This window comes from Bacillus marinisedimentorum, assembly GCF_001644195.2.
In the GTDB taxonomy this organism is placed as follows: Bacteria; Bacillota; Bacilli; order Bacillales; family Bacillaceae_O; genus Bacillus_BL; species Bacillus_BL marinisedimentorum.
The window spans coordinates 15,616-38,789 of the sequence record NZ_LWBL02000030.1; the positions used below are offsets into that span (position 1 = coordinate 15,616).

Annotated in this window: 26 protein-coding genes; all 26 read left to right on the forward strand. The window is 47.7% G+C overall.

The window, feature by feature from the left end; all coding sequences use genetic code 11:
• Positions 1-10: 10 nt before the first annotated feature.
• The 26 genes from fliE to A4U59_RS09345 all read left to right on the forward strand — a co-directional run bounded on the left by fliE (position 11) and on the right by A4U59_RS09345 (position 23,100).
• Positions 11-316, forward strand: a complete 306-nt coding sequence (gene fliE, locus A4U59_RS09220) for a flagellar hook-basal body complex protein FliE (RefSeq protein WP_083270772.1) — start codon at positions 11-13, stop codon at positions 314-316.
• 42 nt (positions 317-358) lie between these two features.
• Positions 359-1,963, forward strand: a complete 1,605-nt coding sequence (gene fliF, locus A4U59_RS09225; protein ID WP_066173029.1) for a flagellar basal-body MS-ring/collar protein FliF — start codon at positions 359-361, stop codon at positions 1,961-1,963.
• Positions 1,964-1,977: 14 nt separating this feature from the next.
• Positions 1,978-2,988, forward strand: coding sequence for a flagellar motor switch protein FliG (gene fliG, locus A4U59_RS09230; RefSeq protein WP_106406315.1), 1,011 nt, complete (start codon positions 1,978-1,980; stop codon positions 2,986-2,988).
• Positions 2,981-3,784, forward strand: coding sequence for a flagellar assembly protein FliH (gene fliH / locus A4U59_RS09235; protein WP_066173033.1), 804 nt, complete (start codon positions 2,981-2,983; stop codon positions 3,782-3,784). Before fliG ends, fliH begins: the two co-directional genes overlap by 8 nt.
• Complete coding sequence (gene fliI / locus A4U59_RS09240; protein WP_066173034.1) at positions 3,774-5,081, forward strand: flagellar protein export ATPase FliI; 1,308 nt, start codon at positions 3,774-3,776, stop codon at positions 5,079-5,081. Before fliH ends, fliI begins: the two co-directional genes overlap by 11 nt.
• Positions 5,082-5,094: 13 nt before the next feature.
• On the forward strand, positions 5,095-5,538 hold the full coding sequence (fliJ, locus tag A4U59_RS09245) for a flagellar export protein FliJ (protein WP_066173035.1): 444 nt from the start codon (positions 5,095-5,097) through the stop codon (positions 5,536-5,538).
• A 7-nt stretch (positions 5,539-5,545) separates the two neighbouring features.
• The gene (locus tag A4U59_RS09250; RefSeq protein ID WP_066173037.1) at positions 5,546-6,103 is read left to right on the forward strand and encodes a MotE family protein; all 558 of its coding nucleotides are present in this window, start codon (positions 5,546-5,548) and stop codon (positions 6,101-6,103) included.
• 19 nt (positions 6,104-6,122) lie between these two features.
• A complete protein-coding gene (locus A4U59_RS09255) occupies positions 6,123-7,340 on the forward strand; it encodes a flagellar hook-length control protein FliK (protein ID WP_066173039.1) in 1,218 nt (405 codons plus the stop codon).
• A gap of 10 nt (positions 7,341-7,350) precedes the next feature.
• Complete coding sequence (gene flgD / locus A4U59_RS09260) at positions 7,351-7,803, forward strand: flagellar hook assembly protein FlgD (RefSeq protein ID WP_066173041.1); 453 nt, start codon at positions 7,351-7,353, stop codon at positions 7,801-7,803.
• A gap of 13 nt (positions 7,804-7,816) precedes the next feature.
• Positions 7,817-8,203, forward strand: a complete 387-nt coding sequence (locus A4U59_RS09265; RefSeq protein WP_066173043.1) for a TIGR02530 family flagellar biosynthesis protein — start codon at positions 7,817-7,819, stop codon at positions 8,201-8,203.
• 74 nt (positions 8,204-8,277) lie between these two features.
• Positions 8,278-9,072 (forward strand): flagellar basal body rod protein FlgG, encoded by a 795-nt coding sequence (gene flgG / locus A4U59_RS09270; protein WP_066173046.1) that lies wholly within the window; start codon positions 8,278-8,280, stop codon positions 9,070-9,072.
• 39 nt (positions 9,073-9,111) lie between these two features.
• Positions 9,112-9,321 carry a flagellar FlbD family protein gene (locus tag A4U59_RS09275; protein ID WP_066173049.1) on the forward strand — a complete coding sequence of 70 codons (210 nt, stop codon included), beginning with the start codon at positions 9,112-9,114 and terminating at the stop codon, positions 9,319-9,321.
• A gap of 3 nt (positions 9,322-9,324) precedes the next feature.
• Positions 9,325-9,756, forward strand: a complete 432-nt coding sequence (gene fliL / locus A4U59_RS09280) for a flagellar basal body-associated protein FliL (protein ID WP_066173051.1) — start codon at positions 9,325-9,327, stop codon at positions 9,754-9,756.
• A 42-nt stretch (positions 9,757-9,798) separates the two neighbouring features.
• Positions 9,799-10,797: a flagellar motor switch protein FliM gene (gene fliM / locus A4U59_RS09285; protein ID WP_066173053.1), complete on the forward strand. Its 999-nt coding sequence runs from the start codon at positions 9,799-9,801 to the stop codon at positions 10,795-10,797.
• Complete coding sequence (gene fliY, locus A4U59_RS09290) at positions 10,787-12,001, forward strand: flagellar motor switch phosphatase FliY (RefSeq protein ID WP_066173055.1); 1,215 nt, start codon at positions 10,787-10,789, stop codon at positions 11,999-12,001. The genes fliM and fliY overlap by 11 nt, the downstream gene beginning before the upstream one ends.
• Before the next feature lie 20 nt (positions 12,002-12,021).
• Positions 12,022-12,384, forward strand: a complete 363-nt coding sequence (locus A4U59_RS09295) for a response regulator (RefSeq protein ID WP_066173057.1) — start codon at positions 12,022-12,024, stop codon at positions 12,382-12,384.
• Between the two features lie 18 nt (positions 12,385-12,402).
• A complete protein-coding gene (locus A4U59_RS09300; RefSeq protein WP_066173059.1) occupies positions 12,403-13,077 on the forward strand; it encodes a flagellar biosynthetic protein FliO in 675 nt (224 codons plus the stop codon).
• Positions 13,074-13,751, forward strand: a complete 678-nt coding sequence (gene fliP, locus A4U59_RS09305) for a flagellar type III secretion system pore protein FliP (protein WP_066173061.1) — start codon at positions 13,074-13,076, stop codon at positions 13,749-13,751. Before A4U59_RS09300 ends, fliP begins: the two co-directional genes overlap by 4 nt.
• 12 nt (positions 13,752-13,763) lie before the next feature.
• Positions 13,764-14,036, forward strand: a complete 273-nt coding sequence (fliQ, locus tag A4U59_RS09310; protein WP_066173063.1) for a flagellar biosynthesis protein FliQ — start codon at positions 13,764-13,766, stop codon at positions 14,034-14,036.
• Between the two features lies 1 nt (position 14,037).
• A complete protein-coding gene (fliR, locus tag A4U59_RS09315; RefSeq protein WP_066173065.1) occupies positions 14,038-14,814 on the forward strand; it encodes a flagellar biosynthetic protein FliR in 777 nt (258 codons plus the stop codon).
• 4 nt (positions 14,815-14,818) lie between these two features.
• Positions 14,819-15,898 carry a flagellar biosynthesis protein FlhB gene (gene flhB / locus A4U59_RS09320; protein ID WP_066173067.1) on the forward strand — a complete coding sequence of 360 codons (1,080 nt, stop codon included), beginning with the start codon at positions 14,819-14,821 and terminating at the stop codon, positions 15,896-15,898.
• A 40-nt stretch (positions 15,899-15,938) separates the two neighbouring features.
• A complete protein-coding gene (gene flhA / locus A4U59_RS09325; protein WP_066173069.1) occupies positions 15,939-17,975 on the forward strand; it encodes a flagellar biosynthesis protein FlhA in 2,037 nt (678 codons plus the stop codon).
• Positions 17,972-19,114, forward strand: a complete 1,143-nt coding sequence (gene flhF / locus A4U59_RS09330) for a flagellar biosynthesis GTPase FlhF (protein WP_066173071.1) — start codon at positions 17,972-17,974, stop codon at positions 19,112-19,114. Before flhA ends, flhF begins: the two co-directional genes overlap by 4 nt.
• Complete coding sequence (locus A4U59_RS09335; RefSeq protein ID WP_245680532.1) at positions 19,111-19,983, forward strand: MinD/ParA family protein; 873 nt, start codon at positions 19,111-19,113, stop codon at positions 19,981-19,983. The genes flhF and A4U59_RS09335 overlap by 4 nt, the downstream gene beginning before the upstream one ends.
• A gap of 5 nt (positions 19,984-19,988) precedes the next feature.
• Positions 19,989-21,062, forward strand: coding sequence for a protein-glutamate methylesterase/protein-glutamine glutaminase (locus A4U59_RS09340; RefSeq protein ID WP_066173073.1), 1,074 nt, complete (start codon positions 19,989-19,991; stop codon positions 21,060-21,062).
• A gap of 4 nt (positions 21,063-21,066) precedes the next feature.
• Positions 21,067-23,100, forward strand: coding sequence for a chemotaxis protein CheA (locus tag A4U59_RS09345; protein ID WP_066173075.1), 2,034 nt, complete (start codon positions 21,067-21,069; stop codon positions 23,098-23,100).
• Positions 23,101-23,174 lie beyond the last annotated feature (74 nt).

Consider the following 23,174-nt stretch of genomic DNA (forward strand, 5'->3'; position numbering starts at 1 on the left):
GTGATTTACTTTGGAACCTACAGGAGCAGTTAATCTTTTTCAGCAATCTGCATACATAAATAATCCGTCTGCAAACAAGACAGCTGCCAAATCGATCCAATCTTTTTCTGATGCGTTGAAAAACTCCATTAATGATGTGAACAGCATTCAGAAAGAATCTGATGTTGCGACAACGAGACTCGCAAACGGACAGATTGATGATTTGCACCAAGTGATGATCACAGCCAAAAAAGCCAGCATTTCCTTGCAGACGACCGTGGAAATCCGCAATAAAGCGATAGAAGCCTATCAGGAAATCATGCGAATGCAAATCTGATTTAACCAGCAATGACTTGTTGAGATAAAGCCGGGGGAAACTATGAATGAAAAGCTATTAATCTATAAAAATAAAGCAATAGACTTTTGGAAAAGCCGTACGAAGTCCCAAAAAGGAATGATGATCGGGAGCATTGCGATATTCATCCTGCTGCTGGCCGGAACAAGCTTTTTTGCTTCAAGGGCTAATCTTGTCCCCCTTTATACCAATCTTTCAGCAAGGGAAACAGGGCAGATCAAGCAAACGCTTGACAGCAGGGGTATAAAGTCGGAACTGGGGAATGGCGGAACAGCCATTTATGTACCTGAAGAAGTGGTGGATTCGCTCAAAGTTGAGCTTGCTGCTGAAGGTATACCTGACTCTGGAACAATTGATTATTCGTTCTTCGGAGAGAATGCAGGTTTCGGCATGACGGACAATGAATTTAAAGTCCTTAAGCTTGAAGCGACACAAACAGAGCTCGCCGGTTTGCTGAAGGGCATGGACGGGGTGGACAATGCAAAGGTGATGATTACGCTTCCTGAACAAAGCGTCTGGGTAACCGACAAAGAGGAGCTTGCATCTGCATCCATTGTATTGCATACACAGCCAGGCTATTCGTTCAAACCTGAACAAATAAAAGCCATGTATCATCTTGCATCTAAAAGCGTTCCGAACCTGCCTACTGATAATATCGTCATTACAAACCAGTTTTTTGAGGACTTTTCCATTATTTCTGAGAAAAATAATACAACATTGACAGCATTTGAAGAACAGCATGCCATCAAAAAGCAGATTGAGCATGATATCCAGCGTGAAGTACAGCGGATGCTCAGTATGATGATGGGTCCTGAAAAAGTGGTTGTTTCCGTATCCACTGACATTGACTTCACCAAGGAAAACCGTCAGGAGGATTTGGTCGAACCAGTTGATAAAGAAAACATGGAAGGGCTTGCTGTAAGTGTCGAACGGATTACAGAGACTTTTACCGGAAATCAGGATCTGGCCGGCGGAACAATTATGGGGGATGAAGATAACCCGACTTATCAGGGTGAAGACCCGCAGGGCACTGGTGATTATGAACGAATCGAAGAGCGCATCAATAACGATGTGAACCGAATCCGAAAAGAAATCACTGAGTCTCCATATAAACTGCGTGATGTCGGTATCCAGGTAGTCGTTGAACCGCCAGTTGCGGATGATCCGTCATCTCTTCCGCCTGAAAGTGTAAATGACATCAAAGAAATACTCAACACAGTAATTCGGACCACCATTCAAAATGGTGGGGGTCAAAATCCATTAACGGAAGAAGAAATTGAAAATAAAATTTATGTCTCTGTCCAGCAGTTTAATGGAAAGGCTGAAATACCGCAGAGAACCGGGCTTGCTGCAATCCCGCTGTGGGCATACGCAGCAGGGGCTGCACTGTTGCTTGCAGTGATTGGTGCAGCTGCAGCAGTCTTCATCAAATCCCGCAGACGGAAACAGACGGAAATTGAATCGGAAGAATACCGGTTCAGCGAAGAAGCATATCTGCCTGATGTGCCGGATGTGAACGATGATCAAATGGATGAAGGCAAAGTGAAGCGCAGTCAGCTTGAACGGATGGCAAAGGAACAGCCCGAAGAATTTGCGAAGCTGCTGAGAACCTGGCTATCGGACGATTAGGAGGGATGCCAATCATGAAACATGCAACAGAGCTAACAGGCAAACAAAAAGCGGCCATACTTCTGATATCGATGGGACCAGATGTTTCTGCGCAGGTCTATAAATATTTGTCCGAGGAAGAAATCGAAAAGCTTACCCTTGAAATTTCTTCTGTCCGCAAAGTGGACGGCGGCATGAAAGAGAAGGTACTGGAGGAGTTTCACCAGACCGCTCTTGCAAGGGATTACATCACCCAGGGCGGTATCGGTTATGCCCGGACAGTCCTGGAAAAAGCCCTTGGGAAGGGGGAAGCCGAAAGCATCATAGGCAGGCTGACATCGACCCTCCAGGTAAGGCCATTCGATTTTGCGAGAAAAGCCGATCCTTCCCAGATTCTGAACTTCATCCAGAATGAGCATCCGCAAACGATCGCCTTGATTTTATCATATTTGGAATCCGAACAGGCAGGCCAAATATTGTCAGAACTGCCTCACGAAATGCAGGCAGACATCGCAAGGCGGATCGCAGTCATGGACAGCACATCGCCAGAAATTGTCAACGAGGTTGAGCAAATACTCGAACGGAAACTTTCGGCTACTGTCACTCAGGATTATACGCAGGCCGGCGGTATCGAAGCGGTCGTCGAAGTCCTGAACGGCGTGGACAGAAGCACGGAGCGGACGATCCTGGATGCGCTTGAAATACAGGATCCGGAACTGGCGGAAGAAATCAAAAAGAGAATGTTTGTCTTTGAAGACATTGTCACTCTCGACAGCAGGGCGATCCAGCGGGTTATCCGGGAAGTTGAAAATGAAGACCTTATCCTCGCTCTTAAAGTCGCCAGTGAAGAGGTCAAAGAAATTGTGTTCAAAAATATGTCTTCCCGCATGAGCGAGACATTCAAAGAAGAAATGGAATTTATGGGGCCGGTGAGGCTTCGTGATGTAGAAGAAGCGCAGACGCGGATTGTCGCGATTATCAGAAGGCTGGAAGACGCTGGCGAAATCGTCATTGCCCGCGGCGGGGGAGATGATATCATTGTCTAACATTCTGAAGTCCGGAAACACCCGCTTCCAGAGTGCGAACGAAAAGATCATAGCCATCAAGCCTTTCTTTTCGAAAAAACCGGAACAAGATAATACCCAGTATGGAGAGGAACCCCGCCAGACGATTGTGGAAGATGCCGGCAAACAGGCAGCAGACATTCTTGAAAAAGCCCGCCGTCAGGCAGCGCAGATTCTTGAGCGGGCTGAGAAAGAAGCTGAGGCCGGAATTGCCGCCGTCAGTGACGAACGGGCCCGCTGGGAGCAAGAAAAGGAAATTCTGGCCGAAGAGGCCAGGGAATACGGAAAACAGCAAGGACTGGACGAAGGCAGAGAAGCCGCAGAACACGAATACCGGAAACGGCTGGATCAGGCCTCCGGGATTGTAAGTGAAGCAAAAAGCCGCTCCCAAAAACGATTGGAGGAGTCGGAATTTCAATTGCTGTCACTCGGCCTTAAAGCGGCGGAGAAGATAGTGAAAGCCGAGTTGGAGGCAAATCAAGCGTTATTCCGCAACATTGTAAGCGAAGTGATCAAAGAGGCACGCGACTACGGCGAAATCGTCATTTATCTGCATCCGGACCAATATGTGCATGTCTCGCACGAAATTGATGGCCTGAAGGAGTCACTTCAAAAGGATATCCAATTCTCTCTCTATCCTGATGAAAGCCTCGAACCTCTCAGCTGTATCCTTGAATCTTCTTTTGGGAGAATCGATGCCTCAGTTGACAGCCAGTTGACTGAAATAGGCAGGAAGCTTTCGGAAATGATGGAAAGCGGGCAGAACGATGAGCATTGAAAACCTTATCGGCAAAGTGAAAGAAATCGATCCGATGAAGCGTTACGGTAAAGTGAAGCGTGTTGTCGGCTTGATGATCGAAGCACGCGGCCCCCAGGCTTCAGTCGGGGAACTATGTTATATACATGTCGGGACGAAAAACAAACGGAAAGTGAAAGCGGAAGTTGTTGGATTTACAGATGATTCTGTGCTGCTGATGCCGTTTTTGTCGATTCAGGAAATCAGTCCCGGGAGTCTCGTTGAAGCGACCGGTTCACCGCTGGAGATAAAAGTGGGGGAAGGATTGATCGGAAAGGTCGTCGATTCACTTGGAATGCCAATGGACGGCCAGCCGCTGCCGCGCGGACTAGCAAGTGTCACGACAGAAAGCGAACCGCCCAACCCGCTGGAACGGCCGCCAATAAATGAAAGTATTGAAGTCGGTGTCCGTGCCATCGATAGTCTGTTGACCGTAGGTAAAGGTCAGCGCATCGGCATTTTTGCCGGGAGCGGGGTCGGGAAGAGCACCCTGCTGGGTATGGTGGCACGAAATACGACAGCGGACATCAATATAATTGCACTGATAGGCGAGCGCGGCCGGGAAGTAAGGGAGTTCGTGGAACGGGACCTTGGTCCCGAAGGGCTGAAGCGGTCGATTGTCGTGGTGGCCACGTCCGATCAGCCGGCATTGATGAGAATAAAAGGTGCTTATACAGCGACAGCCCTTGCCGAATATTTCCGAAATCAGGGGCTGGATGTAATGCTCATGATGGACTCGGTGACAAGGGTGGCAATGGCCCAGCGGGAAGTGGGCCTTGCAACTGGTGAGCCGCCTACTACCAAAGGTTATACGCCGTCAGTGTTTGCCGTGCTCCCAAAGCTGCTGGAACGGTCTGGAACGAATAAACACGGTTCAATCACCGCGTTTTATACCGTCCTTGTTGATGGTGATGACTTGAATGAACCGATTTCTGATACGGTCCGAGGAATACTTGACGGGCATTTCGTGCTTGACCGCCAGCTAGCAAACAAAGGTCATTTTCCTGCGATTAACATTCTCAAGAGCATCAGCAGGGTGATGAACCATGTTGTTCCTGAAACTCACAGGCAAAAAGCGGACAAGCTCCGTGATTTACTCGCCACGTACAGCGATTCGGAAGACTTGATAAACATCGGCGCATATAAACGGGGTTCATCGGCAGAAGTCGACGAGGCGATTCATTATCATCCAGAGATCATCAAGTTCCTGAAGCAGGGGACAGAAGAGAAAGTGTCGGCCGGAAGCGGCATCGACCGAATGATACAACTAATAAAGTGAGGCGGCTGAACTTATGGGGTTTCACTATTCGATGACAAAAGTGCTTGATTTCAAGGAGAAAGAAAAAGAAACAGCGGGAACCGCTTATCAGGAGGCTGTGGGAAGGTTTGAAGAAGCTGCTGAAAAGCTTTTCAGGTCACTCAGAAAAAAAGAAGAACTTGAAGAGAAAAGAAACAGCCAATTGGGTGCCGGGATATCCGTTTCCGCCATCCGCGACCAGGAGAGCTACCTGGACAGCCTGGAGCGGAACATCAACCAGTACCAGCAGCTTGTTTTCCGCTCACGGGAAAGCATGGAAGAGAGCCAGCGGATCCTTATTGAAAAGAATACAGAAGTCAAGAAATACGAAAAAATGCGGGACCGGGAGTTTTCGCAATACTGTGCAGATGAAAAACAGCGGGAGTTTGCACAAATGGATGAAGTCTCCATACAGCAATTTATCAATCAGAGGAATTAGGTGAACCATGGCAAAAGCACAAAAGGAAAGAAACATGACCGGTGGACAGCGCTTTTTGATTGTCTTCATTCCGATTCTGCTGATTGCCGCCATCCTGCTTACCGTCGCAGCAGTCAAGGGAATCAATGTCTTTGAAGAAAGCAAGCGGTTCGTGGCAGAACTGAAAGGTGAGGAGGCTGGCGACGATCCTCCATCTGGAAATGAAGTGAAACAGCTCCGGGGAACTGTTGACCAGCAGCGAGCTGAAATTGAAGCGCTGAACAGCGATTTGAGACAAAAAGATTCCCAGATGGAAGATTTGCAAAAAGAGATTGAACGTTATCAGGCTGAACTGGATCAGTTGAAGGAAGAGCGGAATGAAAACCTGGCAGATGATGGGGAATCGGCTAAAATGTTTGCCGAAATGTCTCCGAAAAACGCCGCAGCCATCATTTCCGAGCTCAAGACTGAGCAAGCTTACGGAATCCTTGGAGAGATGAATCCGAAAGAAAGAGCAGCGGTTCTTGAAAAAATGAGCCCTGAGAAAGCAGCCGAACTTGCAAGTCTGCTGCTGGCACAGCCTTAACTTGAAAGGAGGTGAGATATTGAAGATTAACACCATGATGCCAACATCAGTTCAGAAACCGGCAGTCCAAAGCAAGAGCGCAGAAAAAGCGGCCATATTCCAAGGGCTGATTTCCTCTTTAAAGACAGACGGCAACCCGGCAGAAATGAAAAAAGCCGGAGCCGATCCGCTAATTGCCCTGATTGAAATGATCACAGGCAGCACTGGAACAGGCATTAATCCAGCAAATTTGCAGCCTGAAATGCTTCAGAGCGTTGAGGCCGCAGGTATGCTCGCCCATCTTCCCGAAGGTGCCAGAGCGGAAATCGAGCAGCTTTTCAAAAGCGGAATCCAGGCGGATGAGTTGATTCAAAGACTAAAAGCGACCGGAGACCCAGCCCTAATGATCGCGGCTGTTATCTATTCGGCTATGAATTCCGCTCCGAAAGCCGGTCCAATTAACAGCATGGAAGCCGGAAAATATAATCCCCGCCAGATGCTGAAAAATTTCGGCAATCATTCAGGCGGATTGGCAGAAAAATCAGCCGGCGGGCAGGTTTCAAAGGAACAGGCTGTGAAGCTTTTGGAACTGGCAGCTTCCACCGTAAAGAACAGAAATGCGACTCTGGCGCAGCCGGTGACAGGAAGACCCGAACAAATGCCGGGCAGATTTTCACTGCATCATCATTTTTCGGCTGAGGCAATCAAGGAATACCCGGAAACTATCAAGGCCCTGACCGGAACACACCAGATCCAGACGCACGGTAATGGGCTGCATGCGCTGCAGCAATATTCAATCCACCTTGGTGAAAGCGGGCAGACGGAGGCAGCCAAGCAGCAATTCACGAGGGAATTCCAGCAGATTCTTTCCCGGGCCGCGGTCAAGCATGACGGAGCAGGGACAACACGGCTTTCGATCAGGCTTTTTCCTGAAAACCTTGGATCTGTCACGGTAGAACTCGTCAATGAAAAAGGTATGCTGACTGCCAGGATTGCAGCGGCAACGGCCGGCGCGAAAGAGTTGCTTGAGTCTCAACTCCATCAGCTGCGGCAGCTACTCGTGAACCAGAACATCCCGCTTGAAAAATTGGAAGTTTCGACACAGCAGCAGGCTTTCCGATCGATGTTGGACCAGGGCGGACAAAGGGAGCAGGAAGAAAACGCACAGCCTTTCGTTCACGATCGTGAACAGGACGGCGGGGAAGATGAGGAAGAACTTGAAACATTTCAGGAAATGCTGATGAACTTGAAAATTTAGGGGTGAGCATGTGGGAAACACGATCGATCCAGGATACTATCTTTCAAGCGTCAAACCGGAGGAAAGACAAACCGGGCAAACAAACCTTGGAAAAGATGCTTTTTTGAAACTGCTGCTGACACAGCTGCAAAACCAGGACCCGATGCAGCCGATGCAGGATAAGGAATTCATTTCACAGATGGCGACCTTTTCCTCGCTTGAACAAATGGCAAATATGAACAGCAAATTGGAAGCCTTTTTGGTTGGCCAGTCAAAAAACGCAATCGCATCTTATAGTGAAATGATCGGGAAAGAAGTGGAATTCAATTACCTTGACAGCAGTTCTGAAAAATATGTCAGCGGAAAAGGCGAAGTCGACTCCGTGCTCTTAAAAAACGGAAGTTACTATTTGCAGTTGACGGGCGGGGAACAAATTAATCCTGCTGATGTCGTCAGGGTGTCAAGACCCGGAAGTCCTGTATAAGGAGGGGTCGAAAATGGACCATCGGATACAGCATCTCCAGCAGCTTCACCAACAGGCCCCCCGTATCGACAGGAGGAATCAGGGGACGCCGCCAGACCGAAATTTTGCTTCTTATATGGCAGAAGCGGCCGGCCTTGAACAACCACTTAAAGTGAGCAAACATGCGGAAAAGCGTCTGCAGGATAGAAACATCACAGTCCAGGAATCCACCTGGAAAAAGCTGAACGAACGAATGGCGGAAGCGCGGAATAAAGGCATTCAAGATTCGCTTGTTGTCCTGAAGGATGCTGCCTTGATCGTGAGCGCCACGAACAACACAGTCATCACAGCAATGAACCGTGAAGAAGCACAGTCACAAATTTTCACGAATATCAACGGAACCATATTAATTGACGAATAAGGCTGGACCTAACGGAGGCCTTGCAGCTGCGGAAATGACAGAACCAGCTGCCAGAATGAAAGGGGATAAGCGAAATGCTACGTTCAATGTACTCAGGAATCGGCGGGATGAAAAGCTTTCAGACAAAACTCGATGTGATCGGCAACAATATCGCGAATGTAAATACATACGGCTACAAAAAGGGCCGGACAACATTCAAGGACCTCGTCAGCCAGCAGATATCAGGTGCGAGTGCGCCTACCGCTACGAAAGGCGGAATCAATCCGAAGCAGGTCGGGCTTGGTGCTCAGCTCGCCACCATCGACACTATTCATACACAGGGAAGCCTCCAGACAACAGCCCGCCCGCTTGACCTTGCCATTTCAGGTGATGGGTATTTTATTGTCAATGACGGAGCCAATGATTTTGTGACAAGGGCAGGTAATTTTTACATGGATGAAAGCGGAGATCTGGTCAATGGTAACGGCTTATATGTAAAAGTTGTCGGTGCGGACAAAGCTAACATTCCTACTGAAGCAAAAAGCTTCAGCATCGGTGCGGATGGCACGATCACTTATATTTTAGAAGGTAACAGCACACCGCAGACTGCAGGACAAATCGCGCTTGCTAAGTTTGCCAATAACGGCGGGCTTGAGAAAGTAGGGGACAACCTGTATCAGGAAACGACAAACTCCGGCACATTAAGCGAATTTGCGCCTGGAACGAACGGCACTGGTGACATTGTTGCCGGAGCACTTGAAATGTCAAACGTCGACCTTTCTGAAGAATTCACGGAAATGATCGTCGCCCAGCGCGGGTTCCAGGCAAACACGAGAATCATCACCACTTCCGATGAAATTCTTCAGGAACTGGTTAATTTAAAACGTTAATAAAGGGGGGAGAGGCCGGCACGGCCGGCCTCGTAATCTATGATTGAGCTGACCCGGCTGAACGGACAGCAGCTGATTGTAAATGCCCTCTATATCGAACAAATTGAAGAGTTGCCGGATACGATTCTGACACTCACCAACGGCAAAAAGCTGGTTGTAAGGGAGGCCGGCAGTGAGGTGAAACAAAAAGCGGCCGGTTTTTATGCCGGAATCGCCGTATTCGGACAACGAAATGATGTGGAGGGATAGCCCATGTTAAAAAGCAAATTCGCCAGAGCGATGCTTGTTACCCTTTCAGCAATCGTCCTGATTGGTGCAACAGCAGTCATAGTGCTGATGGTTTTGGATAAGAGGGATGCTGAAGCAGCAGAGCCGTCAATTGATCAGATTCTTGAAGCGTCGATTGATACAGAAGAAATTACAACGAATTTATTGAGTGATGATTATGTGAGAATACAATTCAAGATACAGGCCGATTCAAAAGAGGCCAAAAACGAACTGGCAAAAAGGGATTTCCAGGTCCGCAACATCGTCATCCAGGAACTTGCTTCAATGAAAGCGGGGGATTTTGAAGGAAAAGAAGGCATACGGCGTATTGAAGAGCAGCTCGAGCTTCAACTAAATGAAGTGCTAAAAGAGGGCACTGTCGAAAAGGTTTATACGACATCCTTCATCCTCCAATAATTTCTCAGACAGAAACATGCGGCATAAATGGAGGTGGAACCTTTGGCAGAAGAAGTCCTGTCGCAAGGTGAAATAGATGCTCTTCTTTCCGCCATTTCAACAGGTGAAATGAATGCGGAAGAGCTGAAGCAGGAAGGCAAAGAAAAGAAAGTGCGGGTCTATGATTTCAAGCGGGCACTGCGATTCTCGAAAGACCAGATCAGAAGTCTGTCAAGAATCCATGAAAACTTCGCTAGGCTGCTGACGACCTTCTTTTCGGCCCAGCTGAGGACATATGTGCAAATTTCAGTCGCTTCGGTCGATCAGATTCCATATGAAGAATTCATAAGGTCGATTCCGAAAATGACGATTCTGAATATTTATGATGTGGAACCGCTTGACGGCAGAATCCTGTTTGAGATTAATCCGAATATCGCATACGCGATGATGGACAGGATGCTCGGCGGAGTTGGCGGAAGCTATAATAAAATTGATAATCTCACCGAAATTGAGACGCGGATTATGACACAGATGTTTGAAAAAACGGCAGAGAATCTCCAGGAAGCATGGAAATCGGTCGTCGATATCGATCCCGTCCTAAAGGATTTCGAAGTGAATCCGCAATTTTTGCAGATGGTCTCACCCAATGAAACGGTCGTTGTCATCTCTTTGAATACGACAATTGGTGAAACAGGCGGAATGATCAATATCTGCATTCCCCACGTCGTACTGGAGCCGATTATTCCAAAGCTGTCCGTCCATTATTGGATGCAGACAGAAAAGAAGGAAAGAAAGCCGAAAGAAATGGCCTCACTTGAAAATAGGCTGAAAAATGCAAAGCTGCCGATCAAGGCTGAACTCGGAAACGCAGCAATTACGATGGATGAGCTGCTGAATCTTAGCCGGGGTGATGTCATTCCGCTGGCACAAAAAATCAACGATCAAATCGTAATCAAGGTTGGTGACCAGCCAAAATTCACCGGACAGCCGGGGAGAATGGATAGAAAAATGGCGGTGCAAATCTTCGATACCATAAAGGGGGGAGACAGCGATGATGAGTGATGATATGTTATCGCAGGATGAAATTGATGCCTTGCTGAGAGGTACAAGTGACATGGATGAAACAGAAGGTGAGCAGTTAAAAGGAAATGATTTACCTTCGATTGATGATTATCTGACATCACTCGAACAGGATGCGCTCGGCGAAATCGGCAATATATCGTTTGGAAGTTCAGCTACGGCTTTGTCCACACTGTTAAACCATAAAGTCGAAATTACGACGCCTTCTGTTTCAATCATTGATCTGAACCGCCTGCAGGACGAGTTCCCGCAGCCGTATGTAGCGATCAACGTGAAATATACAGAAGGGTTTTCAGGTACAAACTTGCTTGTTGTGAAAACGGGTGATGCAGGCATTATCGCCGATTTGATGCTGGGCGGAGATGGAAGGAACCCTTCCAGTGACATGGGGGACATCCACCTTAGCGCTGTTCAGGAAGCGATGAATCAAATGATGGGATCTTCAGCCACTTCGATGTCCACTATTTTCAATAAACGAGTTGATATTTCACCGCCTGCGATCGATATATTGGATGTCGCGGACGGCGCCGGCCTCGAAAACTTACCGGAAGATACGAGGCTCGTCAAAATTTCGTTCCGTATTAAGGTCGGCGATTTGATTGATTCGACAATCATGCAGCTGCTGCAAGTCGACTTTTGCAAAGCGCTGGTTGAAGAGCTTATGAATCCGCAGCAGGAAGACGAGCCGCTCCCTGACCCGCCGGCAGGTGTACAGACTGAACCCGAACCAGTTCATTCTGCTGTTTCGCAAACTGGAAGCGGTTATGGGCAGGCGCCGGCTCAGTACCAGACAGCTGGAGCAGGAGGGTATCAACACCATGCAGGCCACCAGCGGCAAACCTCAAACATGTACACAGGTGAGCCGAAAAATGTCCAGCAAGCCGTGTTTTCCGATATGACGGCCGGCCCAGGGGTGCCGGGAGCCTCACAAAACCTGGACATGCTGCTTGATATCCCGCTGCAGGTAACGGTTGAGCTCGGCCGTACCAACCGGACCGTGAAAGATATCCTGGAACTTTCCTCAGGGTCGATCATCGAACTTGATAAATTGGCAGGCGAACCCGTCGATATTCTAGTAAATAAAAAGCTGATTGCAAAAGGCGAGGTAGTCGTCATCGAGGAGAATTTCGGTGTCCGTGTGACAGATATCGTAAGCCAGACAGACAGAATATTGAAATTGAAGTGAACATTGGAGGAATGAACGTAATGGCAAAAAAGGTATTAATTGTAGATGATGCAGCTTTCATGAGAATGATGATAAAAGACATCCTTTCCAAAAACGGTTATGAAATCGTGGCTGAAGCAGCAGACGGCCAGCAGGCTCTGGATCTTTATAAAGAACACACACCCGACCTGGTCACGATGGACATTACTATGCCGGAAATGGACGGTATTACATCTTTGAAGGAAATTAAGAAGATCAATCCTGATGCAAAAGTTATCATGTGTTCAGCGATGGGACAGCAAGCAATGGTAATTGACGCGATCCAGGCCGGAGCAAAAGACTTTATCGTCAAGCCGTTCCAGGCAGACCGCGTCATCGAAGCTGTTTCGAAAACGGTCGGATAAACAGGGGTGCCCCTTTTGATGAAAAAAGCTATTCTATTTGTGTTTATATTTTGTATCGCAGCTGCAATTGCTGCACCTGCATCTCCAGCAGCGGCGTCATCAGCCGGCACTACTGTAGATGATGCCCTGAATAAAGGGAAGGAAGACAAGAAGTCAGCAACTGAAAGGCAGGAGCCATCTATAACCGGAACTTCTGAAAATCCGCCGTCGTATGATAGCCCGATTACATTTTTCACGTTCGTCAAAATGTTTGCAGCTCTGGGCTTTGTCGTCGCTCTTATTTACGGTCTGCTGAAACTCATCAACAGTAAAGCGAATCCATTCAATTCCTACCGTTCAATGGAAAACGTGGGAGGGATTCCGCTCGGCAGCAATAAGTCGGTTCAGCTCATCAGGCTTGGCGGCCGAATTCTGGTCGTTGGTGTCGGTGAAACGGTTACCTTATTGAAGGAAATTGAAAGTGAAGACGAAGTCTCGGAATTGCTCCGGGAGGCGGACGGACAAAAACGTCCTGGCCAGCCTTTCCTATTACTTGAAAAATTCAAGGCGCGAAAGGAAAAGCAGCAGAATCAAAATCAATCGGCGGGAGTCTTTAAAGACGTCATGAAACAGCAGCTTGAGAGAACAGCCGCCGAAAGAAGCCGCATTCTCGATGACTTCGAACAGCAAAAAGACAGGAATGAACCGCGATGACCGAATTTTTACCAGCTATTGATCTTGCCGGAACAGAAGGAACCGGAAGTTTATCGACAACATTGCAGCTGCTTCTTCTATTGACCGTTTTGTCAATCGCGCCGGCAATCCTCGTCCTTATGACGAGTTTTACGAGAATCGTCATAGTGCTGTCTTTTGTCCGCACATCATTGGCGACACAGCAGATGCCTCCAAATCAAGTGCTGGTGGGGCTGGCCCTTTTTCTCACTTTCTTTATTATGGCTCCGACGTTTTCCGAAGTGAATGAACAGGCGTTGACGCCGCTTTTGAATGGTGAGATTACACAAGAGGAAGCATACAGCGAGGCAAGCCTGCCGATGAAAGAATTCATGGCGAAATACACGAGGGAAAAAGACCTTGCCCTGTTCATTGATTACGGCGGATTTGAGAAGCCTGAAACGATTGCTGACATTCCGATGACCGCACTTGTTCCCGCCTATGCCATCAGTGAGCTGAAGACAGCATTTCAGATGGGGTTCATGCTTTTTGTCCCTTTTCTCGTGATCGATATGGTTGTTGCCAGTATCTTGATGTCAATGGGGATGATGATGCTCCCGCCGGTCATGATTTCACTGCCTTTTAAAATTCTGCTGTTCGTTCTTGTGGACGGATGGTATTTAATCATAAAATCGCTGTTAATCAGCTTTTCATAGTAGGTGTAATACATGAGCTCAGAATTTGTCATTTCGTTAGCTGAAAAAGGCGTTTACACGACGCTTATCATTGCCGGTCCGCTGCTCTTGCTTGCTCTTGGTGTCGGATTGATCGTGAGTATTTTTCAGGCGACAACACAAATCCAGGAACAGACACTTGCTTTCATTCCGAAAATATTGTCCGTTTTGGTCGGTCTGATTTTTTTCGGGCCATGGATGCTTACCAGGATTGTCACGTATGCCCATGACATCTTCAGCAATCTTCACAGATTTGTAGGTTTGTAATATGGCTGATTTCATTGCTGATTTCCCGGTTTTTTTGCTGGTTTTCGTAAGGATGTCAGCCTTTTTTCTGACGATGCCGCTGTTTTCCTATCGAAATATACCAGGACAGCATAAAATTGCCCTTGCTTTTTACATGGCGCTTCTTGTCTTTTTCTCAATTGACAAGCCTGTGATTGAAATAGGCGGCATGTTTTATCTATTGATCCTGAAAGAAGCTGCTGCGGGCCTTGCGATAGGGCTGTTTGCCTTTATTATCCTCGGTGCAATACAGGTTGCCGGCGGTTTTATCGACTTTCAGATGGGATTTGCGATTGCGAACGTCATTGACCCGCAGACAGGGGTTCAGTCCCCGTTAGTCGGCCAGTACCTTTATACGTTTGCGCTGATGCTTCTGCTAGCCCTGGATGGACATCATCTTTTGCTTGACGGTGCGTATTACAGCTTTCAGATCATTCCTGTGGAACAGCCCGGCCTGATGTTCGGAAGTGAATCACTCATATATCACGTTATCACGACTTTCAGCATGATGTTTGCGGCGGCATTCCAGATGGCAATCCCGGTAGTCGGTTCGCTGTTCCTTGTTGATATTGCACTCGGCATCGTGGCACGGACCGTTCCTCAACTGAACGTATTCGTTGTCGGCCTGCCTCTGAAAATTGCCGTCAGTTTTCTCGTATTATTAATCGTTATGCCAGTATTCATGATGCTGATTGAGAACCTTTTTGAAGAGATGTTTTATGCAATGCGCGGACTGATGGAATTGCTTGCTAGTGGGTGAACATATGAGATTGAAACTGGATTTGCAATTTTTCTCACAGGAAAAAACAGAAAAAGCGACACCGAAGAAAAGGATGGATTCACGTAAAAAAGGTCAGGTAGCCAAAAGCTCTGACGTGAATACCGCGATGATCCTCCTGTTTGTCTTCTTGTTCTTGTGGGCGGGAGGAGGCTATATGGAAGACCGCTTCTTCGCGCTTTTCACCCACAGCTTCCAGGAAAGCATGCTGGAGGATTTAACGCTGGCAAACGTGCCCGCACTATTCAATGAAGCGGCAATAGACGCTGCGATCATTGTAGCGCCGGTTATGGCTGTGGCTGCCGCCGGAGCTGTATTCGCAAACTACATCCAGATCGGCTTCCTTTTTTCCACAGAAGCAATCCATTTCAAGTTGAACAAGCTGGATCCTATCCAGGGATTCAAACGAATCTATTCGGTCAGGGCCCTCGTTGAAATGCTGAAGTCGATTTTGAAGATTTCTCTCGTTGGATTTTTGACGTTCGGCGTGATCTGGCTGAACTTTGGTGAAATCATTAAACTTTCAAGCATAGACCGTGCTTCAGCACTTGCATTTCTTGGAGGACTGACCGTCCAAATGGGCCTGTATGCATCACTCCTCCTGTTATTTCTGGCGGGGCTGGATTATTTATATCAGCGCTACGATTTTGAAAAAAACATCCGAATGTCAAAACAGGACGTCAAAGATGAATATAAAAAATCGGAAGGGGACCCGCTGATCAAGTCAAAAATAAAGGAAAAACAACGGCAAATGGCCATGCAGAGAATGATGCAGGAAGTACCGAAGGCCGATGTCGTCATTACCAACCCGACCCACTTCGCCATCGCACTCAAGTATGACGAGGAACGCTCGGACGCCCCCTATGTAGTGGCTAAGGGTGTCGATTATGTCGCCTTAAAGATAAAAGAAGCGGCGAGCAAGCATGAAGTTGCGACGGTGGAAGACCGGCCGCTCGCACGGGCGCTTTACGCCGAAGTTGAAATCGGTGATGAGATACCAGAGGCGTTTTTCAAGGCCATAGCGGAGATCCTTGCTTATGTATACAGGGTCGAAAAAAAATTGTGAAACGGCCGTCGCTTTAGTTTTATACCGGGGAGAGAATTGAATGTCTGCCAGAGATTTATCCGTATTGTTAGGTGTCATCTTAATATTAATCATGCTCGTCATTCCGCTTCCGCCATGGCTTTTGAGCATATTGATCATCGTCAATATTTCACTTGCCCTCACTGTCATTCTCGTTTCGATGAACATGCTTGAGCCGCTTGAGTTTTCGATATTTCCGTCTTTATTGCTGTTATTGACTTTATTCCGGCTCGGGCTGAACGTTTCCACGACGAGATCGATTTTGGGTACGGGCCAGGCAGGTAACGTCATTGATACATTTGGGCAGTTTGTGGTCGGCGGTAATCCGCTTGTCGGGTTTGTCGTGTTTCTCATTCTTGTCATTATCCAATTCGTCGTCATTACGAAAGGTTCAGAGCGTGTATCTGAAGTGGCGGCCCGATTTACGCTTGATGCCATGCCCGGAAAACAAATGAGTATTGATGCGGACTTGAATGCCGGCATGATTTCCGAGCAGCAGGCAAGGGAACGCCGTGACAAGATTGAAAGGGAAGCCGATTTCTATGGGGCAATGGATGGTGCGAGCAAATTCGTGAAGGGAGATGCCATTGCCGGTATCATAATTGTGATCATCAACCTTATTTTCGGAATGATCATAGGGATGGCGCAGATGGGCATGGGGTTCGGCGAAGCTGCCAATATGTTCACCCTTCTGACTGTCGGCGACGGCCTTGTCAGCCAAATTCCGGCGCTTATCATATCAACAGCTACCGGCATTGTCGTCACCAGGGCTGCTTCCAATGGGAACCTGGGTGCAGACATTACCGGACAGCTTTTTGCCTATCCGAAAATGCTTTACATTGCAGGAGGGACAATCATGCTGCTTGGTCTTTTCACGCCGATTGACGATATTCTGACAATGCCGATAGCTGGGGTACTGGGGGCAGGCGGTTATTACCTGTCGAAATCCAAACAGGAACAGCAAGCGCTTGATGAATTGCCGGAAGAAGAGGTGCAAAGCGATGAAATGAAAAGTCCTGAAAGTGTCGTCAATCTCCTCAGCGTTGACCCGATTGAATTTGAATTCGGCTACGGTCTCATTCCGCTTGCCGACGCGAATCAGGGCGGGGACTTGCTTGACCGGATTGTCATGATCCGCCGGCAGCTCGCGCTTGAACTCGGGCTGGTCATCCCTGTTGTGCGCATCCGTGACAATATTCAGCTGCAGCCGAATGAATACCGAATCAAAATTAAAGGGAGCGAAATGGCAAATGGAGAACTGTTTTTAGACCATTATCTCGCAATGAGTCCCGGAACCGGAGATGACAGCATTGATGGAATCGAAACGGTCGAGCCGGCGTTTGGCCTCCCGGCGAAGTGGATTCCTGAGGAAGTGAAAGAAGAAGCGGAGCTCTCCGGTTATACAGTGGTAGATCCTCCGTCAGTCGTTTCCACCCATTTGACGGAAGTCATCAAAAGCAATGCCCATGAGTTACTGGGCCGCAAAGAGACGAAACAGCTCATCGATCACTTGAAAGAATCGGACAGCATCCTTGTCGATGATGTCACGCCTGAACCGCTTTCAACAGGAGATATTCAAAAGGTGCTTGCCAAATTGCTGCGGGAGAACGTATCAATCCGCAATTTGCCGATCATCTTTGAAACGCTTGCAGATTTTGCAAGAATGACGACCGATACTGAACTTCTGGGCGAATATGTGCGGCAAGCCCTTTCCCGGCAAATTACCGATCAGTATTCGACACCGGGACTGCCTCTTCGTGTCATCACTCTTTCAGGCAAGGCAGAAAAGGCTGTGGCTGAAGGAGTCCAGCAGACCGAGCATGGCAATTTTTTATCGCTTGATCCGGCTGTATCCCAGCAGATCATCGAGTCAGCTGCACAGCAGGTTGAGAGGCTGTCAATTCAGGAACAGACCCCAGTCATCCTGAGCTCCCCGGCGGTACGGATGTATGTGAAACAGCTGATTGAACGGCACATGCCCCAGGTACCCGTTTTGTCATACAATGAACTTGAGCCAAGTATCGAAGTACAAAGTGCAGGGGTGGTGAGTATGGAATGAAGGTGAAAAAATATACGGCCCCATCAATGCCTGAAGTGATGAAACAGGTCAGGAGCGAACTGGGGAAGGATGCGGTCATACTCAATTCCAAGGTAGTCAATAAAGGCGGCATCCTGGGGCTTTTCATGAAAAAAAATATTGAAGTTGTGGCAGCGGCCGATCCTGAACCCCGCTTGAAAAAGCAGGAGTCCAAACCTGCAGTCAAGAAGATCAAAGAATTGCAGGAATACGGAACCCCGGCACATGAACAGGCGGCAGATCCTGCGCTCGTAAACGAGATCAAGGAACTGAAAAAATCACTCGCCGAGATGGGGAGACAGCCAAAAGGGAACGCAGATGGGCCAGGACTGCCGCGCCCGATCGAAAAGGTTCTTCATTTTCTCAAAGACCGTGACGTAGGCAGCGTTCATCTGGATACACTCTCCCCTGTGTTACTGGAAAAGTGGTATTTGGAAGGAAAACCGGAAGAAGAAGGCATATTGCTGGACTGGGTCAAGGAGCATTACTCCAGGGAACTTGAAGACCTATCTTTCGGCGGTTTGGATTACAGCAAACCATTTGTGAACGTCGTAGGTCCAACCAGCGTCGGAAAAACAACCACTCTAGCGAAACTCGCGGCACAGGCGGTAATGAAAGACGGTAAAAAGGCCGCTTTCATTACGACCGACACATACCGGATTGCGGCGATCGACCAGTTGAAAACGTATGCTTCCATTCTCAATGTTCCGCTGGAAGTTGCTTATACAATGGAAGATTTCAAGAATGCAAAAAATAAATTCACGAATATGGACATTGTATTCATCGATACCGCCGGCCGCAACTTCCGTGACGGGCACTATGTGAAGGAATTGAGTGAAATCATTGACTTCAAGGATGAAATGAACACGTATCTTGTCCTTGCGCTGACAGCAAAGCAAAAGGATATGGAAGAAATATATAAAAAGTTCTCCCATATAGCCATTGACAAATTTCTATTCACAAAAGCGGACGAGACGGCAGGTCATGGGGCAGCCCTTAATATGATGCTCGATTATCAGATCGGGGGGGCATATATCACAACCGGGCAAAATGTTCCCGATGACATCGAAGAAATGTCACCTCAGCGTCTCCTTGAAAGAATAACAGGAGAGATGGAATGATGCATGATCAGGCCCATGAATTGCGTGAGAGGTTCAAACGCAGAAAAGAAGGACGTTCCGCAAAGGCCCTGGCTGTCATAAGCGGTAAAGGAGGAGTCGGGAAATCGAATTTTTCATTGAACTTTTCCCTCGCTTTATCAAGAAAAGGGAAAAAAGTGCTCCTTTTTGATATGGATATCGGGATGGGGAATATCGATATTTTAATGGGGGTTTCTCCAGCGGCGACCATAGTCGATATGCTTGAAGAAAAACGGGAAGCCCGCGAAATTATCGAAGAAGGCCCTGATGGACTTTCATTCATTGGCGGAGGATCAGGGCTTGCCGAAATATTCGGCATGGACCCTGATAAGCTCGATTTTTTCCTGACCGAGCTTGATAAGCTGTCCTATCATTATGATTATATGATTTTTGATATGGGAGCAGGTTTATCCAATGACAGTATGCGTTTTGTTTTTGCGGCGGAAGAAATCATTTTGATCACGACGCCTGAACCGACGTCGATAACGGATGCGTACGCGGTGATGAAATACATTGTCCTCCACCACCAGGAAGCATCATTTCATCTGCTTGTGAACCGGGTATTTTCAGCAAAAGAAGGCAGGCAGACAGGAGAAAGATTCAGCAATGCCATCCAGACATTCTTGAAAAAAGATATTCACATGCTTGGCAGCATACCCGATGACAGGAATCTTCAGAAGGCCGTTCTAAGGCAGATGCCATTTCTGCTCTATAATCCGCGGGGGCCGGCCAGCATGTCGATAACAGCAATTGCAGATGAATTCCTGTCATCCGGAAATATAGGAATTCACCCTTCAAAACAGCGTTTTTTAACAAAATTGAGAAATTACTTCTTTGAAAGACAGGGGTGAAAGAGGTGGAGAGGAAGAAGGTGCTTATCGTAGATGATTCCGCATTTATGCGGAAAGTCATTTCCGATTTCATCGCAAAAGATGCCCGCCTTGAGGTGGCAGGCACGGCCCGGAACGGGACGGATGCCGTTGAAAAAGCGGCCAGACTGGAACCGGATGTAATAACGATGGATGTCGAAATGCCGGGAATGGACGGGCTGGAAGCACTGGACTTAATTATGCGCGAAAAGCCGACACCTGTCGTAATGCTGTCGAGTACCACATTTGAAGGCGCCCAAAACGCAATTAAAGCGATGGAATTGGGAGCGGTGGATTTTGTGGCAAAGACCTCGGGGCCGATTTCATTAGATCTTCATACAGTGCAGCAGGAATTGACGGATAAAGTATACACCGCCGCTGGTGCCAACATGAACGCCTTTACATCCGCTGTTTCAACAAGTCCCGCGATTACCGGCAGCAAGGAAAAGACAGCACAAGCATCCGTTTCCAAACAGGCAAGAGGAAACCTTGTGCTGATCGGCACTTCTACAGGCGGTCCACGAGCGCTTCAGGAGGTACTGAAGAACCTTCCTGCTTCCCTGCCGGCTCCGATTCTTGTTGTCCAGCATATGCCGCCTGGTTTCACAAAATCACTGGCCGGGCGGCTTGACGCGTTGTCAGCCATAACCGTAAAGGAAGCAGAGGAAGGCGAGATTTTAAGAGCCGGCACTGTTTACATTGCTCCAGGCGGATACCACATGACAGTTAAGGCTGTCGGACGTTCCCTGGCGGTTATGCTGGATCAATCCGAACCTGTGAACGGACATAGGCCTTCTGTCGATCGCTTGTTCCAATCGGTCTCCCGGCTTTCCGGCATTTGGGTGACGGCGGTGGTTTTGACAGGCATGGGCTCAGACGGAACAGAAGGCATCTGTTCCTTAAAAGAAGATCAATATACATACATTCTGGCAGAATCGGAAGAAACGGCAATTGTTTATGGGATGCCGAAAACGGCTGTCAATACAGGGAAAGTGGATAAAATCGCACCGCTCGGCGAGATTGCCGGAGAGATTGCAAAACGATACAAAGATAGGGAGTGATTAAATGGAAACAAGCCAGTACCTGGAAATGTTTATCGATGAAAGCAATGAACATCTGCAAAATATGAATGACCAGCTCCTGCTGCTTGAAAAAAACCCCGGAGACCTGGCCATTGTCAATGAAGTTTTCCGGTCAGCCCACACACTTAAAGGGATGTCAGCGACAATGGGGTATGAAGATCTGGCAAACCTTACCCATAAGATGGAAAATGTGCTGGATAGTATCCGTAATGAGAACCTGCAAGTGAATGCAGATATTCTTGATGTTGTTTTTAAAGCGACCGGCCGCCTTGAAGAAATGGTTGAATCGATTTCTTCAGGAGGTGACGGCCGCTCACAAGTCAATGAAGTTGTCCTCGAACTGGAAAAAATCGAAAAAGGTGAAAACAACGAAAACAGTGTCTCTGTCAAAGCCGGGGAAGGAGCGGCTGGAGAACCACAAAATTTTGAAGAACAATATGACGATTTCGAGTTAACGGTACTTCAGCAATCGGCGGAACAGGGGTTTTCTGGTTTCCAGGTCAATGTGACCCTGGCAGATGACTGCCTTTTGAAGGCAGCCCGTGTTTATATGGTGTTCGAGGTGCTGGAACAGGTCAGTGAAGTGATCAAATCGACACCATCAGTTGAAAAACTCGAAGAAGAGGAATTTGAAAACGGTTTTGTAGTAACCATCGTTTCGAAAGAATCCGCTGATGATTTGAAAGAAAGGATTTTAAAAGTTTCTGAGGTTAGTATGGTTGAAGTTTTCCAGTTAGACGCGGATCACATCTCCGGTATTAAGAAGTATAAGGAACAAGAGGATGAACATGCACCGAGTGAGGAGCCGGAAAAGGAAAAGCAGGCTTCTGTCCAAGCTGCTGAAAGAAATGAGAAAGTGAAAACTGCCGGAAATAAAACGATTCGGGTTAATATCGAGCGTCTCGACCGGCTGATGAACTTGTTTGAAGAACTCGTTATAGACAGGGGCAGGCTTGAGCAAATATCCACTGAACTCGGACACAGCGGTTTGCAGGAAACGGTGGAAAGGATGTCGAGGATTTCGGGGGACTTGCAAAACATCATTCTAAACATGCGGATGGTGCCAGTTGAACAGGTGTTCAACCGTTTCCCGCGTATGGTGAGGCAGCTTGCGAGAGACTTGAATAAAGAAATCGACTTAGAAATTATCGGGGCAGAAACCGAACTGGACAGGACGGTAATTGATGAAATCGGTGATCCGCTGGTCCATCTTATCCGTAATGCCATCGACCATGGCATCGAAATGCCGGATGAACGAAGGGGTAAAAAGAAACAGGTTAATGGGACAGTGAAATTGCAGGCATATCACAGCGGCAACCATGTGTTTATTGAAATTGAGGATGATGGTGCGGGCATCAACAGAGAAAAGGTGCTTAAAAAAGCGGTTGATAAAGGCATCATCACGAAAGAAGCTGGTGAACAGATGTCCGACAGCCGGGTAAATGAACTGATCATGGCTTCAGGCTTCTCGACTGCTGATGTGATTTCAGACATTTCAGGACGCGGTGTCGGTCTTGATGTCGTTAAAAATACGATTGAATCCCTCGGTGGCTCAATTGGAATTGAGTCCGAATTGGGACTTGGAACCAAGTTTTCGATCCAGCTGCCGCTTACTCTGTCCATCATTTCGGTCATGCTTGTTGAAGTTGAACAAGAAAAGTACGCAGTTCCGCTGTCGTCCATCATCGAAACAGCGATCATCAAAAAGAGCGACATATTAAGCGCCCATAACCAGAAAGTGATCGATTTTCGCGGCAGGGTTGTCCCGCTGGTATTTCTGAAGGACATTTTTGATGTGCCGGGAACCGAGAAAGACGAATCGATGCATTCTGTCGTCATCACGAGGAAAGGTGACAAAATGGCCGGTCTTGTTGTCGACTCGTTCATCGGTCAGCAGGAAATTGTCTTGAAATCCCTCGGCAGTTATTTGGCCGGCGTTTTCGCCATCTCAGGCGCCACCATACTTGGAGACGGACAAGTGGCCCTAATTATCGACAGCAATGCCCTGATCAGGTAAAACATTCGAACTTAAGTCCACATTTACGGAGGAAGAAAAGATATTTCTATTAACATAACAGTATAAAAAAGTGA

Excerpts from the sequence above, each read along its gene's own strand:
- flhF (WP_066173071.1), top strand. The coding sequence starts at position 17,972 with ATGAAGGTGAAAAAATATACGGCCCCATCAATGCCTGAAGTGATGAAA.
- flhA (WP_066173069.1), top strand. The coding sequence starts at position 15,939 with ATGTCTGCCAGAGATTTATCCGTATTGTTAGGTGTCATCTTAATATTA.
- fliQ (WP_066173063.1), top strand. The coding sequence starts at position 13,764 with ATGAGCTCAGAATTTGTCATTTCGTTAGCTGAAAAAGGCGTTTACACG.
- A4U59_RS09275 (WP_066173049.1), top strand. The coding sequence starts at position 9,112 with ATGATTGAGCTGACCCGGCTGAACGGACAGCAGCTGATTGTAAATGCC.
- A4U59_RS09335 (WP_245680532.1), top strand. The coding sequence starts at position 19,111 with ATGATGCATGATCAGGCCCATGAATTGCGTGAGAGGTTCAAACGCAGA.
- fliF (WP_066173029.1), top strand. The coding sequence starts at position 359 with ATGAATGAAAAGCTATTAATCTATAAAAATAAAGCAATAGACTTTTGG.
- fliJ (WP_066173035.1), top strand. The coding sequence starts at position 5,095 with ATGGGGTTTCACTATTCGATGACAAAAGTGCTTGATTTCAAGGAGAAA.
- A4U59_RS09250 (WP_066173037.1), top strand. The coding sequence starts at position 5,546 with ATGGCAAAAGCACAAAAGGAAAGAAACATGACCGGTGGACAGCGCTTT.
- flhB (WP_066173067.1), top strand. The coding sequence starts at position 14,819 with ATGAGATTGAAACTGGATTTGCAATTTTTCTCACAGGAAAAAACAGAA.
- A4U59_RS09345 (WP_066173075.1), top strand. The coding sequence starts at position 21,067 with ATGGAAACAAGCCAGTACCTGGAAATGTTTATCGATGAAAGCAATGAA.
- fliL (WP_066173051.1), top strand. The coding sequence starts at position 9,325 with ATGTTAAAAAGCAAATTCGCCAGAGCGATGCTTGTTACCCTTTCAGCA.
- A4U59_RS09295 (WP_066173057.1), top strand. The coding sequence starts at position 12,022 with ATGGCAAAAAAGGTATTAATTGTAGATGATGCAGCTTTCATGAGAATG.
- fliI (WP_066173034.1), top strand. The coding sequence starts at position 3,774 with ATGAGCATTGAAAACCTTATCGGCAAAGTGAAAGAAATCGATCCGATG.
- fliR (WP_066173065.1), top strand. The coding sequence starts at position 14,038 with ATGGCTGATTTCATTGCTGATTTCCCGGTTTTTTTGCTGGTTTTCGTA.
- A4U59_RS09265 (WP_066173043.1), top strand. The coding sequence starts at position 7,817 with ATGGACCATCGGATACAGCATCTCCAGCAGCTTCACCAACAGGCCCCC.
- fliY (WP_066173055.1), top strand. The coding sequence starts at position 10,787 with ATGATGAGTGATGATATGTTATCGCAGGATGAAATTGATGCCTTGCTG.
- fliP (WP_066173061.1), top strand. The coding sequence starts at position 13,074 with ATGACCGAATTTTTACCAGCTATTGATCTTGCCGGAACAGAAGGAACC.
- fliG (WP_106406315.1), top strand. The coding sequence starts at position 1,978 with ATGAAACATGCAACAGAGCTAACAGGCAAACAAAAAGCGGCCATACTT.
- A4U59_RS09300 (WP_066173059.1), top strand. The coding sequence starts at position 12,403 with ATGAAAAAAGCTATTCTATTTGTGTTTATATTTTGTATCGCAGCTGCA.
- flgG (WP_066173046.1), top strand. The coding sequence starts at position 8,278 with ATGCTACGTTCAATGTACTCAGGAATCGGCGGGATGAAAAGCTTTCAG.